This is a genomic window from Arthrobacter sp. T2-23, from assembly GCF_055398325.1.
This window is the reverse complement of record NZ_AP027917.1, coordinates 355,467-375,387: the sequence shown is the minus strand read 5'-3', so window position 1 is coordinate 375,387 and position 19,921 is coordinate 355,467. Positions and strand designations below refer to the sequence as shown.

Annotated in this window: 22 protein-coding genes; 10 read left to right on the top strand and 12 right to left on the bottom strand. The window is 68.1% G+C overall.

Annotation, left to right across the window (positions count from 1 at the left end):
- Position 1: 1 nt before the first annotated feature.
- From ACZ5Z0_RS01770 to ACZ5Z0_RS01755, 4 genes are all read right to left on the bottom strand, one after another.
- Positions 2–661: a DedA family protein gene (locus tag ACZ5Z0_RS01770; RefSeq protein WP_464109625.1), complete on the bottom strand. Its 660-nt coding sequence runs from the start codon at positions 659–661 to the stop codon at positions 2–4.
- A gap of 118 nt (positions 662–779) precedes the next feature.
- Positions 780–1,724, bottom strand: a complete 945-nt coding sequence (locus ACZ5Z0_RS01765) for a COX15/CtaA family protein (protein ID WP_464109624.1) — start codon at positions 1,722–1,724, stop codon at positions 780–782.
- A gap of 7 nt (positions 1,725–1,731) precedes the next feature.
- The gene (locus tag ACZ5Z0_RS01760; RefSeq protein WP_464109623.1) at positions 1,732–2,517 is read right to left on the bottom strand and encodes an ABC transporter permease; all 786 of its coding nucleotides are present in this window, start codon (positions 2,515–2,517) and stop codon (positions 1,732–1,734) included.
- Positions 2,514–3,479 carry an ABC transporter ATP-binding protein gene (locus ACZ5Z0_RS01755; protein WP_464109622.1) on the bottom strand — a complete coding sequence of 322 codons (966 nt, stop codon included), beginning with the start codon at positions 3,477–3,479 and terminating at the stop codon, positions 2,514–2,516. Before ACZ5Z0_RS01755 ends, ACZ5Z0_RS01760 begins: the two co-directional genes overlap by 4 nt.
- A gap of 114 nt (positions 3,480–3,593) precedes the next feature.
- On the opposite strand from ACZ5Z0_RS01755, the gene ACZ5Z0_RS01750 reads away from it, so the two are divergent.
- From ACZ5Z0_RS01750 to ACZ5Z0_RS01725, 6 genes are all read left to right on the top strand, one after another.
- Positions 3,594–4,424, top strand: coding sequence for a helix-turn-helix transcriptional regulator (locus tag ACZ5Z0_RS01750; protein WP_464109621.1), 831 nt, complete (start codon positions 3,594–3,596; stop codon positions 4,422–4,424).
- A complete protein-coding gene (gene sufB / locus ACZ5Z0_RS01745) occupies positions 4,424–5,887 on the top strand; it encodes a Fe-S cluster assembly protein SufB (RefSeq protein ID WP_146337630.1) in 1,464 nt (487 codons plus the stop codon). Before ACZ5Z0_RS01750 ends, sufB begins: the two co-directional genes overlap by 1 nt.
- Positions 5,887–7,173 (top strand): Fe-S cluster assembly protein SufD, encoded by a 1,287-nt coding sequence (gene sufD, locus ACZ5Z0_RS01740; protein WP_464109620.1) that lies wholly within the window; start codon positions 5,887–5,889, stop codon positions 7,171–7,173. The genes sufB and sufD overlap by 1 nt, the downstream gene beginning before the upstream one ends.
- 29 nt (positions 7,174–7,202) lie before the next feature.
- Complete coding sequence (locus tag ACZ5Z0_RS01735; RefSeq protein ID WP_464109619.1) at positions 7,203–7,562, top strand: non-heme iron oxygenase ferredoxin subunit; 360 nt, start codon at positions 7,203–7,205, stop codon at positions 7,560–7,562.
- Positions 7,563–7,678: 116 nt separating this feature from the next.
- Positions 7,679–8,476, top strand: a complete 798-nt coding sequence (gene sufC, locus ACZ5Z0_RS01730; protein WP_138769378.1) for a Fe-S cluster assembly ATPase SufC — start codon at positions 7,679–7,681, stop codon at positions 8,474–8,476.
- Positions 8,477–8,489: 13 nt separating this feature from the next.
- Positions 8,490–8,822 carry a metal-sulfur cluster assembly factor gene (locus ACZ5Z0_RS01725; protein WP_138769377.1) on the top strand — a complete coding sequence of 111 codons (333 nt, stop codon included), beginning with the start codon at positions 8,490–8,492 and terminating at the stop codon, positions 8,820–8,822.
- A 142-nt stretch (positions 8,823–8,964) separates the two neighbouring features.
- Here ACZ5Z0_RS01725 and ypfJ read toward each other — a convergent pair whose 3' ends face one another.
- Complete coding sequence (gene ypfJ, locus ACZ5Z0_RS01720; RefSeq protein ID WP_464109618.1) at positions 8,965–9,849, bottom strand: KPN_02809 family neutral zinc metallopeptidase; 885 nt, start codon at positions 9,847–9,849, stop codon at positions 8,965–8,967.
- Positions 9,850–9,907: 58 nt separating this feature from the next.
- On the opposite strand from ypfJ, the gene ACZ5Z0_RS01715 reads away from it, so the two are divergent.
- Entirely contained in the window at positions 9,908–11,311 is a 1,404-nt protein-coding gene (locus ACZ5Z0_RS01715) for a class I adenylate-forming enzyme family protein (RefSeq protein WP_464109617.1), read from the top strand.
- A 19-nt stretch (positions 11,312–11,330) separates the two neighbouring features.
- Positions 11,331–12,548, top strand: coding sequence for a thiolase family protein (locus tag ACZ5Z0_RS01710; protein ID WP_464110679.1), 1,218 nt, complete (start codon positions 11,331–11,333; stop codon positions 12,546–12,548).
- Positions 12,549–12,892: 344 nt separating this feature from the next.
- Here the strand turns inward: ACZ5Z0_RS01710 and ACZ5Z0_RS01705 are convergent, their stop codons facing one another.
- The 3 genes from ACZ5Z0_RS01705 to ACZ5Z0_RS01695 are packed head-to-tail and all read right to left on the bottom strand — an operon-like array spanning position 12,893 to position 14,990.
- On the bottom strand, positions 12,893–13,534 hold the full coding sequence (locus tag ACZ5Z0_RS01705) for an energy-coupling factor transporter transmembrane component T family protein (RefSeq protein ID WP_464109616.1): 642 nt from the start codon (positions 13,532–13,534) through the stop codon (positions 12,893–12,895).
- Positions 13,531–14,286 carry an energy-coupling factor ABC transporter ATP-binding protein gene (locus ACZ5Z0_RS01700; RefSeq protein ID WP_464109615.1) on the bottom strand — a complete coding sequence of 252 codons (756 nt, stop codon included), beginning with the start codon at positions 14,284–14,286 and terminating at the stop codon, positions 13,531–13,533. The genes ACZ5Z0_RS01705 and ACZ5Z0_RS01700 overlap by 4 nt, the downstream gene beginning before the upstream one ends.
- Positions 14,283–14,990, bottom strand: a complete 708-nt coding sequence (locus ACZ5Z0_RS01695) for a biotin transporter BioY (protein ID WP_464109614.1) — start codon at positions 14,988–14,990, stop codon at positions 14,283–14,285. Before ACZ5Z0_RS01695 ends, ACZ5Z0_RS01700 begins: the two co-directional genes overlap by 4 nt.
- A 309-nt stretch (positions 14,991–15,299) precedes the next feature.
- Between ACZ5Z0_RS01695 and ACZ5Z0_RS01690 the strand changes: the two genes are divergently transcribed.
- A complete protein-coding gene (locus tag ACZ5Z0_RS01690) occupies positions 15,300–16,898 on the top strand; it encodes an ABC-F family ATP-binding cassette domain-containing protein (RefSeq protein ID WP_138769370.1) in 1,599 nt (532 codons plus the stop codon).
- A gap of 54 nt (positions 16,899–16,952) precedes the next feature.
- Here the strand turns inward: ACZ5Z0_RS01690 and ACZ5Z0_RS01685 are convergent, their stop codons facing one another.
- The 4 genes from ACZ5Z0_RS01685 to ACZ5Z0_RS01670 are packed head-to-tail and all read right to left on the bottom strand — an operon-like array spanning position 16,953 to position 19,017.
- Positions 16,953–17,420, bottom strand: coding sequence for a YbaK/EbsC family protein (locus tag ACZ5Z0_RS01685; protein ID WP_464109613.1), 468 nt, complete (start codon positions 17,418–17,420; stop codon positions 16,953–16,955).
- An 11-nt stretch (positions 17,421–17,431) separates the two neighbouring features.
- The gene (locus ACZ5Z0_RS01680; protein ID WP_464109612.1) at positions 17,432–18,313 is read right to left on the bottom strand and encodes an SURF1 family cytochrome oxidase biogenesis protein; all 882 of its coding nucleotides are present in this window, start codon (positions 18,311–18,313) and stop codon (positions 17,432–17,434) included.
- Positions 18,314–18,565, bottom strand: coding sequence for a hypothetical protein (locus tag ACZ5Z0_RS01675; protein ID WP_464109611.1), 252 nt, complete (start codon positions 18,563–18,565; stop codon positions 18,314–18,316).
- Positions 18,562–19,017 (bottom strand): DUF3099 domain-containing protein, encoded by a 456-nt coding sequence (locus ACZ5Z0_RS01670; RefSeq protein ID WP_464109610.1) that lies wholly within the window; start codon positions 19,015–19,017, stop codon positions 18,562–18,564. Before ACZ5Z0_RS01670 ends, ACZ5Z0_RS01675 begins: the two co-directional genes overlap by 4 nt.
- Before the next feature lie 155 nt (positions 19,018–19,172).
- Between ACZ5Z0_RS01670 and fabG the strand changes: the two genes are divergently transcribed.
- Complete coding sequence (gene fabG / locus ACZ5Z0_RS01665; protein ID WP_138769365.1) at positions 19,173–19,898, top strand: 3-oxoacyl-ACP reductase FabG; 726 nt, start codon at positions 19,173–19,175, stop codon at positions 19,896–19,898.
- Positions 19,899–19,921: the final 23 nt, after the last annotated feature.

The window sequence follows — 19,921 nt, the reverse complement described above, 5'->3', positions numbered from 1 at the left end:
GTCAGGGCTCTTCGGGGCCGGCAGCGTCACGGCGGTCGGCCTCTTCCGGCAGATCCCGCCGGGCACGGCGCCCGCGCCGCAGATGCCAGAGGCCGAGTCCCAGCACACCGAGCACAGCTATCGCCGCCGTGATGTCGCGGCCGGCCATCTTGGCTACGGCTTCATAGGAGTTCCCGGCAAAGAAGCCCAGCAGCACGAAGCCCGTTCCCCACACCAATCCACCGGCCGCATTGAAGGCCAGGAACTTCGGGTAGTGCATTCGGGAGGCGCCGGCCAGAGCGGGCATGACGGCCCGGAAAAACGCCACGAAGCGGCCCAGGAAAACGGCCGAGCCGCCTCGTTGGCGGAGAAAGGCCTGGGCCCTGGCCAGGCCGCGCCGACGCCGCTTCATTAGTTTGAAGTCCAGCAGGCGGGGACCCACGTGCTTGCCGATTTCGTAGCCCACTGTGTCGCCCGCAATGGCCGCGGTGACCACGACGGCGGCCATGCCCAACAGCGGCACCTCCCCGCGGCTCGCAATCACGCCGCCCAGGACCGCGGCCGTCTCGCCCGGAATCACGAAGCCAATGAAGACCGCGTCTTCGGCGAATACCAGGCACGCCACGAGTGTGAAGGCCAGCGCGGGACTCATATTCAGGAGGCTTTCGACGACTCCGTTCACGGCGCTGCCTTTCTCTCGACAAAGTCAGGCTACCGGCCGGCAAAGCAACGCGGGGTCCCTTTCCGCCGGTCCCAGGCGTCCGGATGGGCGCAATGTGACCCCGCGTTGGAGTTTGCCGTTACTTGACCGCGCTGCTGCGGGCGAGGTCGGCGGCGTTGGTGGAGGCGCTCATCAGCAGGGCCGCGCCGAGCATATGGGCGCCCACGAGCAGCGCGGGGATGCCGTTGTAGTACTGCGTGAAGCCGATGACAGCCTGCAGCACAGTGACGCCCAGAAGCAGGAACACCGCGGTGCGGAACGGACCCGTGATGCGGCCCCGGAGCACGAGGAACACGCCGAACAGGGCACCGGCGGTCACGAGGTAGGCCGGGACGGCGTGGATGTGCGAGAACAGATCCCAGTCCAGGTTGTTGCGCGGCGCGTTCGCGTCACCCGCGTGCGGGCCCGCGCCGGTCACGACGACGCCGAGGCAGACTGCCAGGGCGGAGAAGAGCGCGACGGCGGCCAGCACCGGGCGTGCGGCACCCGGCAGGGCGGGAAGCTCCCGGGCCCGGGCTTTGCCGGTCCTTCCGTAGGCGCGGTTGACGAGCAGCGTGGCGAGCACCACGAGGGCCATCGAGACGAGGAAGTGCAGGCCCACCACCCACGGGTTCAGCTGGGTGAGGACCGTGATGCCGCCAATGATGGCCTGGGCCGGAATGCTGGCGAGCAGGCCGAGGGCCAGCAGGAAAAGGTCGCGGCGTTCCCTCCGGAGGTTCCACAGGTAGACCAGCATCAGCACGGCGACGGCGGCCAGCGCGAACGTCAGCAGGCGGTTGCCGAACTCGATGAAGCCGTGGATGCCCATCTCCGGGGTGTTCACGAGCGAACTGTCCGTGCAGCGAGGCCACGTGGGGCAGCCCAGGCCCGAAGCCGTCAGGCGGACGGCGCCGCCGGTCACCACAAGCACTGTCTGACCGACCAGGGACAGCACGGCCAGCCGGCGGACCGTCTTGTCGACGGTGACGGGCAACCGGGAGGAAATCCGGGACATGATCCGGGGAGGGCGGGAAGCCGTACTCACAATTTTCTCAATTCCACTTGAACCAACGGGTTGCTGCGAGGCCGGCGAGGGCGGTCCAGAGCAGCAGGACGAACATGGCGGCAGGGTTAATGCTGCCGTGCAGGAAAGCATCCCGCAGCGCCTGGCCCAGCGCGCCGGAGGGAAGGAAATGCACGGTGGCCTGGGCGAGCGCGGGCAGCCGCTCGGCCGGAATGACGATCCCGCCCAGGGCGCCGAGCAGGATCCAGAGCAGGTTGGTGATCGCCAGCGTCGCCTCCGGCCGGACCGTGCCGGCCACGAGCAGGCCGAGGGCGGTGAAGGCCGCCGCGCCAAGGACCAGCAACGCGAACCCGGGCAGCAGCCCCGCGGCTGACGGCTGCCAGCCGAGCGGCAGGGCGACGGCGGTGACCACCAGCACCTGCAGCAGCAGCACCACCAGCACGGCAATCACCTTGCCGAGGATCAGGCCGGTCCGGCCCAGCGGGGTCGTGGACAGGAATCGCAGCACCCCGTACCGGCGGTCGAAACCTGTAGCGATGCCCTGGCCGGTGAAGGCCGTGGACATGGCGCACAGCGCCAGGATCCCAGGCACAGCGATATTGACGCGGCTGGAGCCGAGGCCGTCCAGCAGCGGAGTGACGGTCAGGCCCACCAGGGCCAGCAGCGGCAGGATGACGGCCAGGATCAGCTGCTCGCCGTTCCGGAGCATGGTGACCGTCTCATACCGCCCCTGCAGCAGGACCCGCCGCAGCAGGGGAGCGGGGGCACTGCCCAGCGGCGTGCCGGCTGTTGTTCCGGCGGGGGCGGAGCTCATCGGGTTTCCCTTCCGGAGATGTCGAGGAAGACGTCCTCGAGGCTGCGGGCCGCGAGGCTCATCGAAGCGGGCATGATGCCGCGCTCCGCCCACCAGGCCGTCACTGCGGCGAGATCGGCCGGGGTCAGCGCTCCGGTGGCGCTGTAACTGCCGGCCCGCGTTTCCCGGACCTCGACTGCGGCCGGCAACACGCCGGAAAGATCCAACCCCGGCTCGGTTTCGAAGAGAAGCGTGCGGACGTGCTGATCTGCGCCGGTGGTCAACTCGTGCCGCAGCAGCTGGGCGACGGTGCCCTCCGCGACGTTCCGGCCGGCGTCGATGATGTAGACGTAATCGGCCAGCCGCTGGGCGTCATCCATCAGGTGCGTGGTGAGGATGATGCCCATCCCGCGGTCCCGCAGTTCGGCAATCAGTTCGAACACCAGCTGGCGGGACTGCGGGTCCAAGCCCGCGCTTGGCTCGTCGAGGAAGAGCACCTCGGGGCGGCCAACCAGGGCCGCGGCAAGGGCGAGCCGCTGCTTCTGGCCGCCGGAGAGGCGCCGGACCGTGGTGCGGCTGAAGGTGTCGATGCCAAGGCGGGCGATGAGCTCGTCCACCGGCCAGGGGTCCTGGTACAGGCCGGCGATGTGCCGGAGCAGGGGGATGGGCCGGGCCGACGGCGGTAGGCCGCCGTCCTGGAGCATCACCCCGACGCGGGCGCGGAGTTCCGCCCCGGCGGTGTCGGGGTCCTGGCCGAGCAGGCTGATGCTGCCGCCGGTGCGCTTCTGCAAGCCTTGGGCGCACTCGATCGTCGTGGTCTTGCCCGCCCCGTTGGCGCCCAGCAGGGCGGTGACCTGCCCGCGTTCGGCAACGAGGGACAAACCGCTGACCACCCGCAGCATCTTGCCGTCAAGGCTGGGCAGCGGGCCAACATCCTTGATGAACCCGCTGATGGTCAGGGCGGGGGATTCGGGAGATCGCACCAAAGCATTCTACGCGATGTAGTAGGGCGTGGCCCGATCCGTGGCCGGGCGCAGGAAAGCCATGCCTTACTGGATCGGGGGAGTAAATTACGACATGATTGTGTTGTGTATTCCATGAGCCCAAGTACTTCTGCCGCGCCTGCCGTGCGCGCTGAGTCGCGCGAGCCTTCCGGTGGCGCTGTTCCGCCGGCCACGCACGCCGCAGAAGCCGAGGACCGCACCCGGGACCGCGTCCTGGCCGCTGTGCTGGAGCACGGGCCCATCAGCGCCGCCGAACTGGGCGAGCTGCTGGGCTTCACCCCCGCGGCGGTTCGCCGCCACCTCGACCACCTCTCGCGCCACGGCGTGATCGAAGTCAAGCGCGTGGCCCGCGCTGGCGCCGGCGCGGGACGGCCGGCCCGCCGCTATGTGCTCAGCTCGCAGGGCCAGTCCACGCTGGGCAACGACTACCTCGACATTGCCAGCTCCGCCCTGCGGCGGCTGGGCGAAATGGCGGGCTCCGGAGCTGTCCGGGAGTTCGCCGTCGAGCGCTTCGCCGAAATGGAACGCCGGTACGCGCCGGAAATCGAGCGGGCGGGCCGCGACATCACCGCCCGCGCCCAGGCCCTGTCCGAGGCCCTCAGTCGCGACGGTTTCGTTGCCTCGGCGCAGTCCATCGAGGCCAAGGCGCCGCTGCCGGCCGCGCTCTCCAGTGTGCAGCTGTGCCAGGGCCACTGCCCCATCCAGCAGCTCGCCGCGCAGTTCCCCGTGTTCTGCGATGTGGAGACCGAACTGTTCTCCCGGCTGGTCGGCGTCGACGTGCGCCGGCTCTCCACGCTCGCGCGCGGCGGCCATGTCTGCACCACCCACATACCTACGGGCCGTCCGGCCGCCGGCGGGGCTTCCAGCCCCGCGGGCGCGGGCAACCCGGACGAAGAATCCAACCATCTGCAAGAAAGGCCGTGATGACGGACCAACTATCAGAGAAGAAGGTTGCTGAATCCACTGTGATCTCGGAGATTCTGGAGAAGAATCCCGAGCTCCACGGAATTGGCACCTACGAGTACGGCTGGGCCGACAAGAACGACGTCGGCGCGAACGCCCGCCGTGGTATCGATGAGGACGTCGTACGTGACATCTCGGCCAAGAAGAACGAGCCGGAATGGATGCTGGACCTCCGCCTGAAGGGCCTGAAGTACTTCGACCGCAAGCCCATGCCCACCTGGGGCGCGGACCTCTCCGGCATCGACTTCGACAACATCAAGTACTTCGTGCGCTCCACCGAGAAGCAGGCCGCCACCTGGGAGGACCTGCCCGAGGACATCCGGAACACGTACGAGAAGCTGGGCATCCCGGAAGCCGAGCGCAGCCGCCTGGTCTCCGGTGTGGCCGCCCAGTACGAATCCGAAGTCGTCTACCACCAGATCCGCGAGGACCTGGAAGCCCAGGGCGTTATCTTCCTGGACACCGACACCGCGCTGCGTGAGCACCCGGAGATCTTCCAGGAATACTTCGGCACCATCATCCCGGTGGGCGACAACAAGTTCGCCTCGCTGAACACGGCCGTGTGGTCCGGCGGTTCCTTCGTGTACGTGCCCAAGGGCGTCCACGTCGACATCCCGCTGCAGGCCTACTTCCGCATCAACACGGAAAACATGGGCCAGTTCGAGCGCACCCTGATCATTGCGGACGAGGATTCCTACGTCCACTACATCGAGGGCTGCACCGCGCCGATCTACACCTCGGATTCGCTGCACTCCGCCGTCGTGGAAATTGTCGTGAAGAAGGGCGCCCGCGTCCGCTACACGACCATCCAGAACTGGTCCACAAACGTGTACAACCTGGTCACCAAGCGTGCCATCTGCGAAGAGGGCGCCACCATGGAGTGGATCGACGGCAACATCGGTTCCAAGGTCACCATGAAGTACCCGGCCGTCTATCTCGTCGGCGAGGGCGCCAAGGGCGAGACCCTCTCGATCGCTTTCGCGGGTGAAGGCCAGCACCAGGACACCGGTTCCAAGATGGTCCACATCGCTCCCAACACCAAGAGCTCGATCATCTCCAAGTCCGTGGCCCGCGGCGGCGGCCGCGCCGCCTACCGCGGCCTGGTCCAGGTCCGCGAGGGTGCCAAGCACTCGGCCAACACGGTCCGCTGTGACGCGCTGCTGGTGGACACCATCAGCCGCTCGGACACCTACCCGTACATCGACATCCGCGAGGACGATGTGACTATGGGCCACGAGGCGACCGTCTCGCGCGTCAGCGAAGAACAGCTGTTCTACCTGATGTCCCGTGGCATGCGCGAAGACGAGGCCATGGCGATGATCGTGCGCGGCTTCATCGAGCCCATCGCCCGCGAACTGCCGATGGAATACGCCCTCGAGCTGAACCGCCTGATTGAACTGCAGATGGAAGGATCGGTCGGTTAATGACTGACATCACTACTGAAAAGGCCCGCATCGGCGCGCCCTCAGCCCAGCCGTTCATCAACGGTTTCACCGAGGAAGGCGAAAGCCTCTCGCCGCTGAACGCCGCCGAGTCAAAGTCCCCGCTGGCCGGCGAAGCCGTCAAACGCCACTCGCACGGCGGCGGCGTCGGCATCCCGGACAGCTCACGCGCCGGCCGGCTGACCTCGTACAAGCTGGCGGACTTCAAGCCGCTGACCGGCATGGAGGAGGACTGGCGGTTCACCCCGCTCAAGCGCCTCCGCGGCCTCCACACCGAGATCCTGAACGGTGCCGCGCCGTCCGTGGCCGTCACCGGCCCGGACAGCGTCCGGGTAGAGACCGTCGGCCGCGACGATGCACGCATCGGCTCCGCCGCGATCCCCGAGGACCGCGTGTCCGCCAACGCCTGGGAGAACTTCACCGAGGCCACCGTCATCACGGTCCCCGCCGAAGTCCAGGCCGAGGGCGAGGTCAGCGTGGTGCTCACCGGCCAGGGAACCGCGGCAGCGTCGCAGCACGTTGTGATCATCGCGGAGAAGTTCTCCAAGGCCGTGGTGGTGCTCGATCACCAGGGCACCGCCGTTGTCTCGGAAAACATTGAAATCCTCGTGGAGGACGGCGCACAGCTGACCGTCATCTCGCTCCAGGAATGGAACGACGACGCCGTGCACGCGTCCTCCCAGCAGGCGAGGCTTGGCCGCGACGCCAAGTTCAAGCACATCGTCGTCAGCCTCGGCGGCGACCTGGTGCGTGTCACGCCGTCGGCCCGCTTCACCGCCCCCGGTGCCGAAGCGGAACTGTTCGGCCTGTACTTCGCCGACGCCGGCCAGCACCTCGAGCAGCGCCTCTTCGTGGACCACGCGGTCGCCAACTGCAAGTCCAACGTGCTCTACAAGGGCGCCCTCCAGGGCCGCAATGCGCACACCGTCTGGGTGGGCGACGTACTGATCCGCAAGGAAGCAGAAGGCACAGACACCTACGAGGCCAACCGCAACCTGGTCCTCACCGACGGTGCCCGCGCGGATTCCGTGCCCAACCTGGAGATCGAGACCGGCCTGATCGCCGGAGCCGGCCACGCCAGCGCCACCGGCCGTTTCGACGACGAGCACCTGTTCTACCTGATGGCCCGCGGTATTCCGGAAAAGGTGGCCCGCCGACTGGTGGTCCGCGGCTTCCTGAACGAGATCATCCAGCAGATCAAGGTTCCCGCCATCGAGGAACGCCTCACCGAAGCCGTCGAGCGCGAGCTCGCGGCAACGGAAAACTAGTGCACGGCACTAGAGAATAGGGACGACAAATGACGGAACAGCCAAAGGGCGAGTTGGTCTGCAGCGCCAGCGAGATCCAGCTCAAGCAGGCCCTGCGCATCCTGATCGACGACTACCCGGTAGCGATCGTGAAGGACTCGATGGGGGAAATCCATGCGATCGGCGACACCTGCTCGCACGCGGACATCTCGCTCTCCGAAGGTGAGGTTGAAGGCTGCAAGATCGAGTGCTGGGGCCACGGCTCCCAGTTCGACCTGCGCAGCGGCCAGCCGCTCCAGCTGCCGGCCTACGACCCCGTGCCCGTCTTTGCCGTCACCATCGTGGATGACGACGTCTATGTGGATGTCAGCACCGTCCTGAACGGCGCCGAGGCTCCGAACTTCAGCTGACCGGGCCGGGGCCGGCACCACCAGCCCCGCCCGGCCGGCAGCCAGCAAGACCCAAAAACTTATCGACGAGAAAACGCACCGCCGCCCCGGCAGCGGTGCAGAGGAGAACCAGACACATGTCTACTCTTGAGATCAAGGACCTGCACGTCAGCATTGACACCGAGCAGGGCACCAAGGAAATCCTGAAGGGCGTCAGCCTGACCATCAAGACCGGCCAGACCCACGCCATCATGGGTCCTAACGGCTCGGGCAAGTCCACCCTGGCGTCCACCATCGCCGGCCACCCGCGCTACAACGTCACGAGCGGCACCATCACGCTCGACGGCGAGGACGTCCTCGCGATGAGCGTCGACGAGCGCGCCCGCGCCGGCCTGTTCCTGGCCATGCAGTACCCGGTCGAGGTTCCCGGCGTCAGCATGACCAACTTCCTGCGCACCGCCAAGACCGCGATCGATGGTGAAGCCCCGAAGCTCCGCACCTGGACCAAGGACGTCAAGGCCGCCATGGAGAAGCTGCGCATCGACGCCGACTTCACCCAGCGCAACGTCAACGAAGGTTTCTCCGGCGGCGAGAAGAAGCGGGTGGAGATCCTCCAGCTGGAGCTCTTCAAGCCGAAGTTCGCCATCCTCGACGAGACTGACTCCGGCCTCGACGTGGACGCACTGAAGGTTGTCTCCGAGGGCGTCAACCGCGCCCACGCTGACGGCAACATGGGCACCCTGCTGATCACGCACTACACCCGGATCCTGCGCTACATCAAGCCTGAATTCGTGCACGTGTTCGTGGACGGCAAGGTCGTCGAAGAGGGCGGCCCGGAGCTGGCCGACCGCCTCGAAGAAGAAGGCTACGACCGCTACCTGCCCGGTGCCGGAGCCGCAACCATCGCTGCCGCCGACGCCGCAGCACAGGCCTAGTTAGGACTACGCCATGACCGAAATCAATATGGCCCGCACGGGCCTGGAGGATGTCGAAGAGGCACTCAAGGATGTGATCGACCCCGAACTGGGCGTGAACATCGTTGATCTGGGCCTGCTCTACGGCCTCAAGTACTCAGACGACGACGGCGCCCTGCTGATCGACATGACGCTCACCACGGCTGCCTGCCCGCTCACTGACGTGATCGAGGAGCAGGTGGGCAAGGCCCTGGACGGCATCGTCGATGACTGGCGCCTGAACTGGGTCTGGATGCCGCCATGGGGCCCGGAACGGATCACCGAGGACGGCCGCGACCAGATGCGCGCCCTCGGCTTCAACATCTAGCTCCCATCGCTTCCCTGGCCTAAAACGACGGCGGGCCCACCTCCTGGAGGTGGGCCCGCCGTCGTCGTCCCATCGGCTGCTCCGCAGCTGCCCTTTTGGAGGCCCATCACGGCGGTTTTGGAGCAGACGACGGGTTACCGGGTCACGGGGTGGCGACCTTGAAGGTGTCGCACTGGTTGATGTCGCCCGTCTTGTAGCCCTGGTAGAACCACTTTTGCCGCTGCGCGCTCGAGCCGTGGGTCCAGGATTCCGGCGAGACCCGCCCCGTGGCCGCCTTCTGGATCCGGTCATCGCCCACCGAGGACGCCGCGGACAGGGCATCCTGCAGGTCCTGGTCCTTCAATGGGGCGAGGAAGGGCTGGCCGGAGGCTGGATCTTTCGTGGTGGTGGCATACCGGACCCAGAGGCCGGCGTAGCAATCGGCCTGGAGTTCCACCCGCACCGCGCCGGACTGCGGGCCCTGCGGATCCTGCTGGGCACGGTCGATGTTGCCAAGGAGGTTCTGGATGTGGTGCCCGAATTCATGCGCCACCACGTATTCCTGGGCAAGCGGGCCGCCGGATGATCCGAACCGGTCCACGAGTTCCTGGAAGAAGCCGGGATCGAAATACGCGGTCTGGTCGGCGGGGCAGTAGAACGGGCCCACCGCCGAGGTCGCCGAGCCGCAGCCGGTGTTGGTGGCCCGGTCGAAGATCACGGTCTGCGGCTGCGGATACTTTTTGCCGTACTGGGCCAGGTAAGCCGGCCAGAACGCATTGAGGCTGTTCACCGTGCCGTTAATCCGGCAGTCGAGCCGCGCATTGGCATCCGCGCCGGTCTTGCAGGCCGGGGCCGTGCCCTGGCTTTGCGACTGGTCCGGCGTGGTGCCGGTCAGTCCTTCAAGGAGGCTGGGGTTGATGCCGAACAGGGCGGCCAGGAGCAACACGATGCCGCCGCCGATCCCGCCGCCGATTTTAGTGCCACGGCCCATGCCGCGGCGGTCCTGGACCTGCGACGGGTCCAGCTGGACGTTGTCATTGAAACTCATGCTGTCACAATATCGCCTGCCGGGTACGGAGGCGTCGCTCCCCGGTAAAGTTGGTCCGATGCCATTTCTCGACAGACTCCAGCGCTGGGCCGACGAGCGCCCTGACGGTACGGCCGTGGTCGTGGCCAGCAAGCGGCTGAGCTGGGCAGAACTCCGCGACGCCGCAGCCGCGCTGGTGCCGGCCGCCCCGCCCGTCACGGTGCTGGCCGAACACAACTCCACCAATTTCGTTTCCGCCTTCGCTGCGGCGGTCGCCGGCAGCCGCCGCTGCGCCGTGCTGGACCCCACCTGGCCGCAGCAGCTCCGGGACACGCTCAGCGCACGGATTGTGGAGACTGTCCCCGCCAACGGCCCCGAAGCGGGCAACGACCTCGCCGACGGTGGGCCGGATGCTCCGTTCCTGATCGGCCTCACCTCCGGAACCACCGCCGTCCCCAAAGCGTTCAGCCGTTCGCGTCGGTCCTGGCGGCTGTCCTTCGACTCCTCCGTGGAGTTCTTCGGCCTGCGCCCCGGCGACAAGACGCTCGCGCCCGGCCCCCTCGCCGCCAGCCTGAACCTCTACGCCCTCGCCGAGTGCCTCTACGCAGGCTCCGAGTTCCACACCCTGGCCCAGTTCGACGTCGGCGACGCGCACGCCGCGGTCAGCCACGACGGCATCACCCGGCTCGTCCTGGTGCCCACGATGCTCCGACTGCTCAGCGAACGCGGCCTGGCCGGCGGCGTGGACGCATCCGGCCTGCGGAGCATCATCTGCGCCGGCTCCAAGCTCGACGCCCGCACTGTCGAGGCTGCCCGCCGATGGGCGCCCAACGCCACCATTTTCGAGTACTACGGGGCGGCCGAACTCAGTTTCGTCGCGGGTGCCGGGCTCCCGCCGGGCGCTGCCCCGGCCGCGGGCGACACCGGGATCGGCCGGCCGTTCCCCGGCGTCGAGCTCAGGATCCTCGACGGCGACGGCGCACTCCTTCCGGACGGGGCTGACGGCACCGTATATGTCCGCAGCGGCTTGGTCAGCGACGGCTACCTATGGGGGGACGACGGCGAGGCGCTGCGGTGCGTCGACGGCTGGTACACCGTGGGGGACCAGGGCTACCTGTCCGAGGGGGTGCTGCACCTGCTGGGGCGCCGCTCGGACATGATTATCACCTCGGGAACCAACGTGTACCCGCACGAGGTGGAGCTGGCCTTAGCGTCCGTGCCGGGGGTCGCGGCTGTGGTGGCCGCCGGCCTGGCCGATGAGCTTCGGGGCCAGCGCGTCGTCGCTGCGGTGCTGCCCTCGCACGGCGGCGTGACCGGCACCCAGCTGAGGGCCGGCGTCGAGGACGTCCTGGCCCGCAACAAACGGCCGCTGGATTACTACCTCCTGGCCGAACTGCCCCTCACGGACCGCGGCAAGGTCAGCCGCCCACTCCTGCTCGAGTGGATTGCCCGCGGTGACCCACGGATCCGGCGCCTTGGCTGAGGTCCCGGACATGAGTCCCATGCCAGGCGGGATCGGCCCGGAAGCGCTGCCGGAGGACCGGCAGCCCGTCATCATCGCCGCGCTCAGGACGCCGCTCTGCCGCGCCCATGGCGCCCTCAAGACCCTGCACGCCCACGAGTTGCTCGCCCCGCTGCTGCGCCGCCTGCTCACCGGCACCGGCGTCGCTGCGGACCAACTATCCGACGTCGTGGTTGGCAACGCCGTGGGCGGGGGCGGGAATGTCGCGCGCCTGGCGGCCCTGGAAGCCGGGCTGCCCGTCAGTGTTCCCGGGCTGACCGTGGACCGGCAGTGCGGCTCCGGCCTGGACGCAATCGTGCTGGCCTGCCGGCTGGTTGCGTCCGGCAGCGGCTTTGGCGGCGGCCCCGGCCAAGGGGATGTGTATCTCGCCGGCGGAGTGGAGAGCATCAGCACCGCCCCGCTCCGGGCCCGGCCCGGTCCCGGAGGGGAGCCCGGGTTCTTCAGCCGGGCCCGGTTCGCCCCGGACAGCCACGGCGACCCGGACATGGGCGTGGCCGCCGAAAACGTCGCCGTCCGATTCGGCATTTCCCGCCAGCGGCAGGACGACTTCGCGCTCCGCAGCCAGCGGCGGGCCCTCCGCGCCGCCGCGGCCGGCGCATTCGCGGGCGAAGTTGTGGCATTGCCCTTGCCTGACGGTCCCGTCGGCGCCGACGACGGGCCGCGCCGCTCCCTGACTCCTGCGGTGTTGGCCCGGTTCCCGGCTGCCTTCGTGCCGGACGGAACGGTCACGGCCGGCAACTCCTGCTTCGACGCCGACGGGGCTGCCGCCGTTGTGGTCACTTCGTTGGCCCGGGCGAAGGCGCTCGGTGCCCCCGACGGCCTCGTGCTGCTCGGGACGGACACGGCCGGCGTCGAACCGGCGCTGCTGGGGATGGGGGCAGCCGCCGCGGCGGAGCGCCTGCTCGCCGTCACGGGCGTCACGGCCGCGGAACTCAGCCTCATCGAGTTCAATGAGGCCTTCGCTTCCCAAGTGCTGGCCTGCCTCGACCACCTGGGCATCGACCCGCAGCGGGCGAACCTCGACGGCGGGGCCCTTGCCCTGGGCCACGCGTACGGGGCGTCAGGCGCCGTGCTTGTCACAAGGCTGCTGGCCCAGGCCCGCAGGGAGGCGGCGGACAGGAGTCTCGCGCTGGCGATGATCAGCATTGCCGGCGGCATGGGGACCGCCGCGCTGTTCGAGTACCGGTCTTTCCTCTAGGGCCCGCCGGACATGCCCATTCTTTGGCTGGGGGATTGGACTTGCCGTGCGTGCGCGGAGGGACATGCCCATTCTTCGGCTCCAAGGCTGGACATAGTGCTGATATGTCCATGCCCGGCGGCGAAGGATGGGCATGCTCAGCAGCGGGGTGCAGGCACGGACATGCCCATTCTTTGGCTGGGGGATTGGACTTGCCGTGCGTGCGCGGAGGGACATGCCCATTCTTCGGCTCCAAGGCTGGACATAGTGCTGGTATGTCCATGCCCGGCGGCGAAGGATGGGCATGCTCAGCAGCGGGGTGCAGGCACGGACATGGCCATTCCTGCCGCGCCGGGCGATCCCCGTCAGTCGTCCGCGTCGTCCGCGTCGTCCGCCTCGCCCAGGCCGCGGGCTGCCAGGGCGTCGCCGGTCTGCCGGGCGAACGCCACCGTGGTGATGAAGACCGGCAGCACCAGCGCCCGGGGGTTGCGTTCCAGGCCACGGGCCCGGGCGGAATCGCGGACATCGGCGTAGGCGCCCGCGATAAAGGGGATACTGCGCAGCATGATGGCAATCGTCAGGGCGAACCGCTCGGGATCGGCGCCGAGCCGGCGAAAGGGCCGGGCCAGCGAGGCCACCCCGTCCAGCAGGACCTGCACGGGTGTGGTGGCCGTCAGGATTGCCGCTGCCACCACGCAGACCAGAACGTTCAACACAATCCGCGCGGCAACGGGGCCACCCAACTGCCACCACTGGAACAAGCCGATCAGCGCCAGCACGGGCAGGATCGACCGGACAGCCCGGAACAGCCTTCGGACGCCGGCCCCGCTGAGCAGAAAGACGCCGCACAGCACGGCGATTCCCACTGCCGCCGCTGCCCAGTCCGCAACGAGAAACGATCCCATCCCGCAGGCCAATACCAGCAAAAACTTCAGCCCCAGGGGAGCCCGGTGCACCGGGGAAGCGCCCGGCACGTAATTGGCCAGCAAGAAGCCGTGCCCCCTCATAGCCGCCCCGTATCCCCGGCGGGCGTGTCTCCGTCGCCACGCACGGGGGCAGGATCCCCTGCGCACAGCATCCGGTAGTGGTCGACGGCGGCGGCCGGGCCGCCGTCGAACACGATTTTCCCGGCCTCCACGACCAGCACCCGGTCCAGATCCAGGGCCAGGTCAAGGTCGTGCGTTGACAGGATGATCTGCTGGTCCAGGTCGGCCAAGGTGCGGCGCAGCAGTTCCCGGTTCCGCAGGTCCAACAGGGTGGACGGCTCGTCCAGGACCAGGATGTCCGGATCGACGGCCAGGACCGCGGCGAGCGCCACGAGCTGCCGTTCACCGCCGGAGAGCTCGTAGATGCTCTGGTCCGCCAGCGGCAGCAAACCGAAACGGTCCAGCGTCGCTTCCGCCAGGGCGCGCCGTTCGGTGGCGTTCCGCACTGAGCGGCGCAGCGATAGTTCGACGTCTTCGCGCCCGGTGGGCATCACGAGTTGGGCGAGCGGATCGGTGAACACGAAACCGACCCGCCGGCGGACAGCGCGGACATCCCGGACCGTGTCGAAACCTGACACCGCTACCGCGCCGGAGCTCGGTGCGACGAGGCCGTTAAGCATCCGGAGCAGCGTGGACTTGCCGGAACCGTTCGCCCCGATGACGCCGATCCGGCGTTCGGCCAGCGTCAGGGACACCGGTTCGAGCAAGGTCTTGGGCTCCGGGCGGCCGTCGACGGCTACCCGGACGGCAGCACCGTCCAGGACAACACTCATGCGCGGCCGTCTGCCTCGCCGGCCAAGTTGACCCGGCGGACCCGGCGGATCAGCAGGTCAGGGAACGCTTTATGCAAGGTCAGGGCGACAGTCACGGCGAGAATGTTCTTGATGACGTCGCCCGGGTAAAAGGCCAGATCGGCAAGGAAGGCCGCGGAGAGACTGAGCTTGGCATTGACCATCATGCCGAGGATCCCCAGCCCGTGGACGAAGACGATGCTGCTGACCATGGCGGCGCAGAAGAGCAGCACAGCCCGGAACTTCGCGGGCCGCGCCGCCGTGCGGCGCAGGATGACGACGGTCAGGGCTCCGACGGCCGTGGCCGCCAGCAGGAAACCGAAAATGTAGCCGGCCGAAGGTCCCGCCAGGACCCCCAGCCCGCTGCGCCCGCCGCTGAAGATCGGCAGCCCGGCGAAGCCCAGCAGGAGGTACAGGCCCACGGCAGCGAAGGCGCGGCCCGGGCCCAGCGCGAGCCCGGTGAGCATCACGGCGAGAGTCTGCAGGGTGATCGGCACACCAAGGCCGCCCACTGGGATCGCGGCAATGAGGGCAGAACCCGCGACAATCGCGGCGAACACCGCGATCAGCGCGAGATCGGTCGCATCCCAGCGGCTGCGGGGGTTCAGGCGCGGGGCCTCCGGGGCGCTGCTTCCAGGGTTTGCTGCGGGGGTGGTGCCGGTGACGGCGTCGTCGGTGTTGCTCATGCTGGTTCCTGTCGAGTGGGTGGAACGGGGTTCTCACGTTCGACGATACGGCTGCGGCAACCCCGGCATTTTGTAGGCCTCCCACTAAACCCCGGGCCCGGCGCTGGACCACCCCGCCAAAGGGGACCAGGGCGGGAGCCCCGGGAGGGGGAGTCAGCCGCCGTCGTCCACTGCCTTGCCCGATGTCAGCCACCGGGGGAGCTGCCGGTAGACTGGTAGGGGCCGTCCTCTCGGCCACACCGCCCCGGCCCCGTCCAGTTTCCATCCGTTGTGCCGCGGCGTTCCCCGTTGTGAAAGGCCTTAGCTGCATTGATTACCGTCCAGGATCTCGAACTGCGCGCCGGCGCCCGTCTGCTTATGGACCAGGTGAGCTTCCGGATCGACAAGGGAGACAAGATCGGCCTCGTCGGCCGTAACGGTGCAGGCAAGACCACACTGACCCGCGTGCTGGCCGGCGAGGGCTTGCCCGCCGCCGGCAAGGTCACCCGCAGCGGCGAGATCGGCTACCTGCCGCAGGACCCGCGTACGCCGGACATGGAGCAGCTGGCCCGCGACCGGATCCTCTCCGCCCGCGGACTCGACATCGCCGTCGGCAAGCTCCGAATCGCGCACGAGGAAATGGCCAGCGAGGACGCCACCATCCAGCGCAAGGCCATGAACCGCTACGACCGGCTGGAATCCGAGTTCCTGGCCGCGGGCGGTTACGCCGCCGAGGCCGAGGCCGCGGCGATCTGCTCAAACCTCGCCCTGCCGGACCGCCTGCTGAACCAGCCGCTGAAGACCCTCTCCGGCGGCCAGCGCCGCCGTGTGGAGCTCGCCCGCATCCTGTACTCCGACGCCGAGACGATGCTCCTCGATGAGCCCACCAACCACCTTGACGCCGATTCCATCGCCTGGCTCCGGGAGTTTCTGAAGAACCACCAGGGCGGGCTGATCGTGATCAGCCACGACACCGAGCTGCTCGAAGCCACGGTGAACAAGGTCTTCCTGCTGGACGCCAACCGCGCGCAGATCGACTTCTACAACATGGACTGGAAGCGCTACCTGACGCAGCGCGAAACCGACGAGCGCGCCCGCAAGCGCGAACGCGCCAACGCCGAGAAGAAGGCCCAGGTCCTGATGGACCAGGCCAACAAGATGCGTGCCAAGGCCACCAAAGCCGTCGCCGCGCAGAACATGGCCAAGCGTGCCGAGCGGCTGCTCGGCGGCCTCGAAGCGGTCCGCGAGACCGACCGGGTGGCCGCCCTGCGCTTCCCGGACCCGTCGCCCTGCGGCAAGACCCCGCTTACCGCCGACGGCCTCAGCAAGTCCTACGGTTCGCTGGAGATCTTCACCGACGTCGACCTCGCGATCGACCGCGGCTCCAAGGTGGTCATCCTGGGCCTCAACGGCGCCGGCAAGACCACCCTGCTGCGGATGCTCGCCGGCGTCGACAAGCCCGACACCGGCGAGGTCATCCCCGGCCACGGCCTGAAGGTGGGCTACTACGCCCAGGAACATGAGACGCTCGATGTCGACCGCACGGTGCTGCAGAACATGCGCTCCTCGGCCCCTGACATGAACGACGCCGAGGTCCGCAACATCCTGGGCTCGTTCCTGTTCTCCGGCGACGACGTCGACAAGCCCGCCGGTGTGCTCTCCGGCGGTGAGAAGACCCGGCTGGCGCTGGCCACCATCGTGGCCTCGAGCGCGAACGTGCTGCTCCTCGATGAGCCCACCAACAACCTCGACCCGGCCAGCCGCGCCGAAATCCTCGGGGCCCTGAGCAACTACACCGGTGCCGTGGTGCTGGTCAGCCACGACGAGGGCGCCGTTGAAGCCCTCAACCCGGAGCGTGTTGTGCTGCTGCCTGATGGCGTCGAGGACCTCTGGAACGAAGACTACTTGGACCTGATTACGCTGGCGTAGGCCTCGCCCGGTCTCGTCTTCCGCTCGCCTTGGTTGGATTCGCGCCTCGGCGGGCTAGCGGACGGGCATTGCTTCGGCGTTGGTGATGCGGTGGAGTTCTTGGTAGGTGATCGAGAACATGGCGTGGTGGTCGCCGGCTCCGGCCCAGAGGAGTTCGTGGTTCTTCAGGGATTCGTCGAGCAGGGTCCTGATTTTCTGCGGGTGGCCCACCGGGGCTACGCCGCCTACGCGCTGGCCGGTGTGATGCAGGACGAAGTCGGGCTCCGCGCGGCGGATCTTCCCGGACCCCAGGCGCGCGGCGACGTGGCGGAGATCGACCTTGGCCGCGCCGCTGGCCAGGATCAGCAGGGGAGAGCCGTCGACGTCGAACACGAGGCTGTTGGTGATCGCCGCGACGTCGCAGCCTAGGGCGGCGGCCGCCGCGGCGGCGGTCGGCACCTGGGTCTCAAAGACGGCTACGGTGTCGGCCGCGCCTGCCGCGAGCAGCGCGCGCCGGACGTTCGCTACGGCATCGGGGTCCATGGCGTGCTCCTTCAGAATCCCTGGGCGTCGAGGATGGCATCTTCCTCTTCCTCCGCAGTAGCAGTCTTCCGCTTCCGGGGGACGGGACGACGGCGGGGCGCAGGGTTGCTGGCGTGCAGGTAGCCGTCGGCGGCCGCGGCCTGGTCTGCGGCGTCCTCGGCATCAATCTCAGCGTTGCGGGCCTGTTGCCGCGCCGCGTAACCGAAGCCGACGAACATCAGCACGCCAAAGGCGAACCACTGCAGTGAGTAGGACAGGTGCGTGCCCTCATCGGTGGAGGGTTTGGGGAATCCGATGGGCATCTCCGCTGCCGGCGGGGTCTCGGAGGCCAGCTGGCCGTAGGCCCCCGTGAGGACGGGATACCCGAGCTGGGCCGAGTACGCGGCCAGGTCGATCGAGGCGAGCTGCCCGTTCGGCGCGCCTCGTTGCAGTTCCGGCTCGGAATGCTTGAGCCGGGCCACTACTGTGATGTTCCCCGGCGGCGGTGCCGGAACCGAGTCCGGGCTGCCCGGGGTCCTGTTGCCGATCGGCAGCCAGCCGCGGTCGACCACGACCGTCTCGCCGGAGTCCAGCTTGAAGGGGACCACCACCTCGTAACCGGGCTGGCCGTTGAGCGGGCGGTTGCGGACAATCCGCTGGCCGGCGGTGTCATAGCTGCCGCGCAGTTCCACCTGCGTCCACTCACGCTCGGCGTCGAGGTGGACGAACTGGTCCCGCGCCGCCGCGAACGGAATCGGGGTGGCGGAATAGTTGGAGACCACCCGGTTGATCTCGGCGAGCGTTTCCGCCCGGCGGTCCATCTGCCAGCGGCCCAAGAGCACGCAGGCGGTTGCGAAAACAGCGGCCAGCAACAAATAGCCCAGCCACTTGCTCGAGAAGAGGAAACGGTACATTCAGCCGGCCCTGCCTGCCACGCCGGCGTTCGACAGGGGAACGGTCTCTTTCCACAGCCCCCGGGTCTGGAGGTAGTCCTCCAGCCAGGCGCGGTGTTCGGGGCAGGCGAGCCAGATCTTGCGTCGCTCCGGGGTGTGGATCTTGGGGTTGTTCCACAGCAGCTGCCACGCGGCGTCGGCACGGCAGGCCTTGCGGGAGCACAGTGCGCGGGAAGGCTCGGCCGGGGGGCCGGCCAGGTCAAAAATGTTCATGAAGCGGCCCGTCCGTGGTCTTCTTCGTCGTCAACCAGCTCGCCCTGCAGCAGGGTGATGGGGGCATCGTCCGCGGCCTGCGGTCCTGGGCCGGCCGTTTCCGCGGAGTTGGATGCGCCCAGTTCGGCCATCGGCACATAGTCGATCAGCGAGTCGCTGTGCACTTCGGCGTGGTCGCTGCCGTTGGCGATCACCACCGCGAACCAGGGCAGGAAGACGGCCCCGATAACAGGCAGGATCTTGAACCAGCCGTCGACCACGAATACCAGGACCAGGCAGACCATACGGATGCCCATGGCCACGGCGTACTTGATCATCCGCTGGCGCATCTCTTCCGAGTGCGCGGCGGCTGCGTCGGTAATACTGTGGACCTCGGTTTCGCCGGAGTACTCCCCGGACGTCCGCTCACCGGGTCGGTTCTTGTTTGTCACGGCTGTCAGATCACGCTCCATAGGCTTGCTTCGATTCTCTCACCATCGGGGGAGGCGCCCAAACAGCCGCGGCGACCGGGGCGGGGCAGGCGGGCACCGGAGGCTAAGATCGGAGGCAGGAAAATCCAGCCCACACCACCGCGGTGCCACTGAGCCGCAGAAACCCGGAGACCACCATGACTGAAGCAACCTCCACCGGCCGCAGTGTCCTCATCACCGGCGGCAACCGGGGCATCGGCCTGGCCATTGCCGAATCCTTCCTCGCCAATGGAGACAAGGTCGCCGTCACCTACCGCAGCGCAGCCTCCCTGCCGGAGGGCATCCTGGGCGTCAAAGCCGACGTCACTGACGAAGCATCCGTGGACGCGGCCTTCGCCGAAGTCGAAGCGGCGCACGGCCCGGTAGAGGTGCTGGTGGCCAACGCTGGCATCACCAAGGACACGCTCCTGATGCGGATGAGCGAGGACGACTTCACCTCCGTGATCGACACCAACCTCACCGGCGCCTTCCGCGTCATTAAGCGCGCCTCCAAGGGCATGATCCGGGCACGCAAGGGGCGAGTGGTCCTCATTTCCTCCGTCTCCGGCCTGTACGGCGCCCCGGGCCAGATCAACTACTCCGCCTCCAAGGCCGGTCTGGTCGGCATTGCCCGCTCCCTGACCCGCGAACTCGGAGGCCGCGGCATCACCGCCAACGTGGTGGCGCCGGGCTTCATCAATACGGACATGACCGCCGAACTCCCGGAGGCCACGCAGAAGGACTACCTGTCCAAAGTACCCGCGGGCCGCTTCGCCGAAGCGTCGGAGGTCGCCGACGTCGTCCGCTGGATCGCCAGCGATGAAGCCGCCTACATCTCCGGCGCGGTGATCCCGGTCGACGGCGGCCTTGGCATGGGCCACTAGCTGCGGTACCGGGCCTTTGGCCC

Coding starts and splice junctions, on each gene's coding strand:
- ypfJ (WP_464109618.1), bottom strand. CDS start 9,849: ATGAGTTTCAATGACAACGTCCAGCTGGACCCGTCGCAGGTCCAGGAC.
- sufB (WP_146337630.1), top strand. CDS start 4,424: ATGACGGACCAACTATCAGAGAAGAAGGTTGCTGAATCCACTGTGATC.
- ACZ5Z0_RS01715 (WP_464109617.1), top strand. CDS start 9,908: ATGCCATTTCTCGACAGACTCCAGCGCTGGGCCGACGAGCGCCCTGAC.
- sufD (WP_464109620.1), top strand. CDS start 5,887: ATGACTGACATCACTACTGAAAAGGCCCGCATCGGCGCGCCCTCAGCC.
- ACZ5Z0_RS01760 (WP_464109623.1), bottom strand. CDS start 2,517: ATGAGCTCCGCCCCCGCCGGAACAACAGCCGGCACGCCGCTGGGCAGT.
- ACZ5Z0_RS01705 (WP_464109616.1), bottom strand. CDS start 13,534: ATGAGGGGGCACGGCTTCTTGCTGGCCAATTACGTGCCGGGCGCTTCC.
- ACZ5Z0_RS01725 (WP_138769377.1), top strand. CDS start 8,490: ATGACCGAAATCAATATGGCCCGCACGGGCCTGGAGGATGTCGAAGAG.
- fabG (WP_138769365.1), top strand. CDS start 19,173: ATGACTGAAGCAACCTCCACCGGCCGCAGTGTCCTCATCACCGGCGGC.
- ACZ5Z0_RS01700 (WP_464109615.1), bottom strand. CDS start 14,286: ATGAGTGTTGTCCTGGACGGTGCTGCCGTCCGGGTAGCCGTCGACGGC.
- ACZ5Z0_RS01750 (WP_464109621.1), top strand. CDS start 3,594: ATGAGCCCAAGTACTTCTGCCGCGCCTGCCGTGCGCGCTGAGTCGCGC.
- ACZ5Z0_RS01695 (WP_464109614.1), bottom strand. CDS start 14,990: ATGAGCAACACCGACGACGCCGTCACCGGCACCACCCCCGCAGCAAAC.
- ACZ5Z0_RS01670 (WP_464109610.1), bottom strand. CDS start 19,017: ATGGAGCGTGATCTGACAGCCGTGACAAACAAGAACCGACCCGGTGAG.
- ACZ5Z0_RS01675 (WP_464109611.1), bottom strand. CDS start 18,565: ATGAACATTTTTGACCTGGCCGGCCCCCCGGCCGAGCCTTCCCGCGCA.
- ACZ5Z0_RS01680 (WP_464109612.1), bottom strand. CDS start 18,313: ATGTACCGTTTCCTCTTCTCGAGCAAGTGGCTGGGCTATTTGTTGCTG.
- ACZ5Z0_RS01685 (WP_464109613.1), bottom strand. CDS start 17,420: ATGGACCCCGATGCCGTAGCGAACGTCCGGCGCGCGCTGCTCGCGGCA.
- ACZ5Z0_RS01735 (WP_464109619.1), top strand. CDS start 7,203: ATGACGGAACAGCCAAAGGGCGAGTTGGTCTGCAGCGCCAGCGAGATC.
- ACZ5Z0_RS01710 (WP_464110679.1), top strand. CDS start 11,331: ATGCCAGGCGGGATCGGCCCGGAAGCGCTGCCGGAGGACCGGCAGCCC.
- sufC (WP_138769378.1), top strand. CDS start 7,679: ATGTCTACTCTTGAGATCAAGGACCTGCACGTCAGCATTGACACCGAG.